This window comes from Wolbachia endosymbiont of Drosophila bicornuta (assembly GCF_028982105.1).
Taxonomy (GTDB): domain Bacteria; phylum Pseudomonadota; class Alphaproteobacteria; order Rickettsiales; family Anaplasmataceae; genus Wolbachia; species Wolbachia pipientis.
The window spans coordinates 1-551 of the sequence record NZ_JAPQLF010000046.1 but is presented as its reverse complement, the minus strand read 5'-3'; positions in this window follow the sequence as shown (position 1 = coordinate 551).

The window sequence follows — 551 nt, the reverse complement described above, 5'->3', positions numbered from 1 at the left end:
AATCGCGGTTATTAAGTGTTTAGAATAAAAAAACGCCATACTTGAAAGTATAATGTAAGTAATTAGCCAATCATGGGGCTTTTTTTGCCTTTTTTTTCGTTTGGTAAATTTCTTAATGTTTATAGCTAAACGACAACCGTCATCCCGCTGCTTGTTAGCGGGATCTATGCTAAGAGATACCGCGGATGAATCGCGCGGTATGACGGTTCGTGGTGGCATCTCGTCATCCCGCTACGTGTTAGCGGCTGAGAGATACCGCGGCGGTATGACGTCTTAGCCATAGATTACCTGATCTCACCATCTTTCCGGTTGTTTTATACATAATTCTCGGATTTTGAAAGTTCACTTTGAATAAATTGCTCATATTCTTTATCCTCTAGTTCTTCAAAAATCTCAGGATAATGTTTACTGGAACGAGTAATTATTGAAATTAGCTCTTGCTTTGTTTTTCTTAGTAAAACCTTTCAAAGAGAGTCTGTTCATCCATACGCGTCAAGTTAAGAGATTGTGAGCAAATTTAGAGAGGTTAAAGTGGATACTCTAGCCCTTCT